This window comes from Microvirga sp. P4_G7, from assembly GCF_056401005.1.
In genome coordinates, this window is sequence record NZ_JBFUKD010000262.1 from 1 (window position 1) to 4,805 (window position 4,805).

At 61.5% G+C, this 4,805-nt stretch carries 4 protein-coding genes; all 4 read right to left on the bottom strand.

Going from position 1 to position 4,805, the window contains the following annotated elements; genetic code table 11:
• Positions 1–1,862, bottom strand: a 1,862-nt coding sequence (locus AC1DT3_RS12330) for a CocE/NonD family hydrolase (protein ID WP_477465544.1), incomplete at its 3' end; no start/stop codon positions are given.
• Positions 1,859–3,445 carry an ABC transporter substrate-binding protein gene (locus AC1DT3_RS12335; protein ID WP_477465545.1) on the bottom strand — a complete coding sequence of 529 codons (1,587 nt, stop codon included), beginning with the start codon at positions 3,443–3,445 and terminating at the stop codon, positions 1,859–1,861. The genes AC1DT3_RS12335 and AC1DT3_RS12330, both read right to left, overlap by 4 nt.
• Before the next feature lie 18 nt (positions 3,446–3,463).
• Positions 3,464–4,510: an ABC transporter ATP-binding protein gene (locus tag AC1DT3_RS12340; RefSeq protein ID WP_477465546.1), complete on the bottom strand. Its 1,047-nt coding sequence runs from the start codon at positions 4,508–4,510 to the stop codon at positions 3,464–3,466.
• The coding region (locus AC1DT3_RS12345) for an oligopeptide/dipeptide ABC transporter ATP-binding protein (protein ID WP_477465547.1) at positions 4,507–4,805 on the bottom strand (299 nt) is incomplete at its 5' end. The genes AC1DT3_RS12340 and AC1DT3_RS12345, both read right to left, overlap by 4 nt.

A 4,805-nucleotide genomic window follows, 5' to 3' on the forward strand; every position in this document is an offset into this window, starting at 1 on the left:
TCGCAGAACACCGTGTTGCGCGCAATCTTGCGCGTGCGCCCGACACCCTCCGGGTCGCCGGTATTCGGATTGACGTCGAACTTCGGGAAATTGGACGACGAGATGTCCAGGCGAATCCGATGACCTTGTGCAAAAAGGTTTGCCGTCGCGAAAGGTTCGATCGTGATTTGGAAGACCTCACCATCCGAGATGAGTTCCGGATGTTCCCATGACTTTCGGTAGCGGCATCGCATGATGCCGTCGGTCAGGATCATCGCGTACCCGGTGGGATAATCGGCGGAGGGCGGATAGACGTCGATCAACTTTGCCGTGAAGTCCGTATCGAGGGCGTCCGATGACACCCAAAGATCGATGGTGAGAGGGCCGACGACAGCCAGATCTTGATCGAGGGGAGCCGTCTCGAACGACAACACGTCCCGACGCGCCGAGAGCGGCAAGCCGGGATTGCGACACCCGAAAAATTGCGATCCCTCGCGCTGATCGAACGCACCACCTTCGAAGACAGGTTGTCCGCTGGTCAACGCGCCGCCGATCGTCGGCACGGGATCGGACGGGTCGAAATCATAGCTGAGAGGCATCGCGTCGGCTTTTGCAGGCGCTTCGCGCAAACCGCCGTCGTTGTGCAGGTGAAAGGCGCGGAACTCCGTGCCAGGAACCGGCCATTGCGTCGCCTCGATCCACCGGCCGCCGTGATCGAGCTTCCCGGTCGGCGTCTTGCAGCCGGATCCGCCACCCATCAGGAACAAGCGGACGCGTGGATCGCGATCGGCGCTGTTCTCGACGCCCTTGAGCCATCGTTCGAACCAGCGTCGGCGGAACTCGAGCCACGATGGCGTGACGCTTCCTGAAATTCTGGCGTCCTCACCAAAATACACATCCCCAGCGGAGACCGTGTTGCGATTGCCGTGTAGCCAAGGACCCATGATGAGCGACATGGGTCGAGTCTTGTTGCGCGAAAGGCCTTCGTAATTGTCGAATGTCGTGCGCACATAGGCATCGTACCAGCTCGACAACAGGGCAACCGGCACATCTGGAAAAGTATCGTAGGATCCTTCTGCGTAAATGCCGACCTTCTTCCAAAACTCGCCAAATGTGCCTTGGCGCCATTGTTCGAGGACGTAGCGCTCGTATTCGGGCACCCAGCGCACCGGTGATCGCCCTTCGGACCATGGCAGGACTGTGAACCAGGCTCGAATGTCCTCGGCCTCCAGCGCGTTGAGGATGAGGGGATCGTTCTGCGCCTCGGGACTTTCCTTCGCGTTGTTGTAGGCCCAGGTGAGCTGTTTCAACTCGAAAGCACCACCCTGGCGGATACCCGTGCGGTACGCACTGGAAAAGCCGCCGGAATCGAGCACCATGCACGAAAGACCTGGCGGATTGAGCGATGCGAGCGCCGCCTGCGTGTGGGCCGCGTATGACAGCCCCATCGTGCCGATCTTGCCATTGCACCATTCCTGATCGACGATCCAGGCACAGGTGTCGTATCCGTCGGGCCCTTCGGAGAGATACTTTGTGAAGACTCCCTCCGATCCATAGCGTCCGCGACAATCCTGATAGACCACCACGAAGCCCGCGCGCACGAAATGCATCGCGACTTCGGCACGGGTCATCGGCTGAGCCATCCCCGGTTCAATTTCGGAACGGGACCGCTCGCGCTTGCCGTAGGGAGTTCGCTCCATGATCACCGGCAACGGATCGGCGACAGGCCGTCCATCGACCGCGGGACGATACACGTCCGTGGCGAGGCGGACGCCGTCGCGCAAGCGAACCATCACATCGCGATGGACCACCACATCGTCGGCGAGAGCCTCCACCGCCGGAGCGGTGGAGACGGCGATCGGTCGAGCAGCCTGGGACGTCATTGGGCGGTTCCCGCGAGGGTCGCCATGAGATCCTCACCGCGATTGGGCGTGTAGGTGATGTTCGCTTTCGAAGCCCAATAGACCTTGGGCCAGAACAGCGGGATGAGCGGGACGTCGTCCATTGCGATCCGCGTCGCTTCCTGCAACAGGGCTACGCGCTTTGCCGGATCGAATTCGGACGTCGCGTCCTTCATCTTCTCGTCGAACTTCGGGTTCGAATAGCGCGTGCGGTTGAACGATCCGGTCCCCGCATCTTTGTCAGGCGTCATGAGCAAGTTGCGAAGGCTCGTCGCCGATGTCGGCGTCGTCGTGCCAAGCGAGAAGATGAACGCGCTGAACGATTGTTTGCCGGCCGCAGACGCGTAGACATTGTACGGCTGCGCGACGACGCCGTTCACCTTGATCCCGCCTTGCGCGAACATTTGCCCGATGGCCTGCGCACTCTCCGCGTCTCCGGCGAAGCGGTCGTTGGAGGTGTGAAGGGTGAGACCGAATCCTTGTGGGAATCCGGCATCCGCGAGGAGCTTCTTGGCCCCTGGGACATCGGGCGCCGTAGCCTTCAGGCTCGCGTCGGCTCCGCCGATGCCATCGGGAACGATCTGGCCGGCGGGCTCACCCGCATCATCGAGAAGCCGACCGACGATGAGCTGCCGGTTGATCATCTTCGAAAGGGCCTGCCGGACCCGCACGTCCTTCAACGGGTTGGGGTTGAGCGGCTTGCCGTCGGCGCCGACGACGAACGGACTCTCGTCCCGGCTCGCATCGAGGGCGAGATAGATCACGCGGGCCGATGGGATCGACCAGAGCTTGATCCCCTTGACGTTCGACAGGCCGCGCACATCGCCGGGTGGAACGGCATCGATGAGATCGACAGAGCCCGACCGGAGCGCAGCGACCCGCGCGGCATCGTTGGCGATGAATTTGATGGTGACGTTGTCGAATGCGGGCTTGGGACCCCAATAGCCGTCGTTGCGCACGAGCGAGATATGATCGCCCGGCACCCATTCCTTGACCTTGTAGGGACCTGTCCCCACGGCGGCCGAGCGGTCGTTGAAGGCCTCGATCGACTTCCCGTCGGCCAACTTCTTCTGAACGATGTAGACGAGACCGACCTGCTCGATAAAGTCAGGCGTCGGCTTCTTTGTCTTGAACTCGATCGTCTGCGGATCGATCACCGTCATGCTTGMGATCGCACCAATATTGCCGGTGAAAGGCGCGGGGCTGTTTGGGATATCCTTCACGCGGTTGAGCGAAAAAATGACGTCTTCCGCCGTCAGCGGTGTTCCATCTTGAAAGGTCACGCCCGAACGCAACTTGATGCGCCAAGTCGTCGGATCGACATTCTGCCAGGATTCCGCGAGTGCCGGTGTCATTTGCAGGTTAGGATCGGGCGAGATGAGACGATCGAAGATCTGAGCCGCGATATTCTGATTGTTGCCCGTCCGCGAGAAATGGGGGTCGAGGGCAGACGGCTCCGTTGAGCTTCCGATGATGAGATCCGCGGCAAGGGCCGGGGCGGCCCCCAAGAGGGCGGCGAGCGAAACGGAGAGACCGAAAGTCTTCAGGTTTGCGAGCAACTTCATTGGTGTTTCCCTTCTGGATCAGGATGCAGCGGCGATTTCGGGCCGTCTGATGGTCGATTGGCTGTCGTTGAGGTGGCATGCGCTGATGTGGCCGGGCGCAATTTCCTGGAGCAGTGGCGCCTCGCGGCGGCATCGATCGAAAGCGTGCGGGCAGCGCGGATGGAAATGGCAGCCGCTCGGTGGCGACAATGGAGATGGAATCTCGCCCTTGATCGGCGAGAAGGCTCGGCGGCGATTGGCGATCGTCGGTACTTCCTGCAGCAGCGCCACCGTATAGGGGTGGTTGGGCTGGGCGAAGAACGCCTCGGCCGGCGCGCTCTCGACGATGCGGCCCAGATACATGATCGCGACACGGTCGCTGATATGTTTCACAACGCCGATGTCATGACTGATGAACAGATAGGTCAGGCCGAGATCGCGCCTGAGTTCCATGAACAGGTTAATGATCTGAGCTTGAATCGACACGTCGAGCGCTGCGACCGACTCGTCGCAGACGATGAATTGCGGCTTCACGGCGAGCGCGCGCGCAATACCGATCCGCTGACGCTGTCCACCGGAGAATTGATGCGGATACCGATCGCGATAGGACGGATCGAGCCCGACACGTTCCATGATTGCCGCGACATACTCGTCTTTGCGGGCGCGCGGTACGAGACCGTGTGCGAGCGGCGCTTCGCCGATGATGTCGACCACCCGTTTGCGCGGGTTGAGCGACGACATCGGATCCTGAAAGATCATCTGCGCAGCCAATCGCGAAGCGCGCGCCGATTTTCGATCGAGGCCGCGCCGGTCCTGACCGTTCCAAAGCACATCGCCGTCGTTTTGCGGCATGATCCCGGCAAGCACACGTCCGAGCGTCGATTTTCCACACCCGGACTCGCCGACGAGACCGACGACTTCACCCGGCATGATCTTGAGATCGACCTTGTCGACGGCGTGAACCACCTGTGGTTTCAGGTCCGCACCAAGGACGCGCGCCAGCTTTTCGGCGTAGTCCAGTTCCCGGCTGAACCGCTTCGAGACCTGGACCGCTTCGACGAGCGGCATCTCGATTGGAGACGTCATGCCGCCCTCCTCGATTGCGGATGGAAGCATCGCCATGCGATTTCCCCTGCTCGATCAACGACGGGCTCTGTCTCGCAGATTGCGGAGGCGTGGGCGCAGCGCGTGCGGAATGCACAGCCTGTCGGACGGCTGAGCGGCGACGGAGCCATTCCGGGGATGGCCTGCAATGGTGCACCGCGCGCCACATTCGCCGCCACCGACTGCAGGAGGCCGATCGTGTAGGGATGGACGGGCCGATCCAAGACATCGTCCGTCGGACCGATCTCGACGATGCGGCCGGCATACATGACGGCAA

Excerpts from the sequence above, each read along its gene's own strand:
- AC1DT3_RS12340 (WP_477465546.1), bottom strand. The coding sequence starts at position 4,510 with ATGACGTCTCCAATCGAGATGCCGCTCGTCGAAGCGGTCCAGGTCTCG.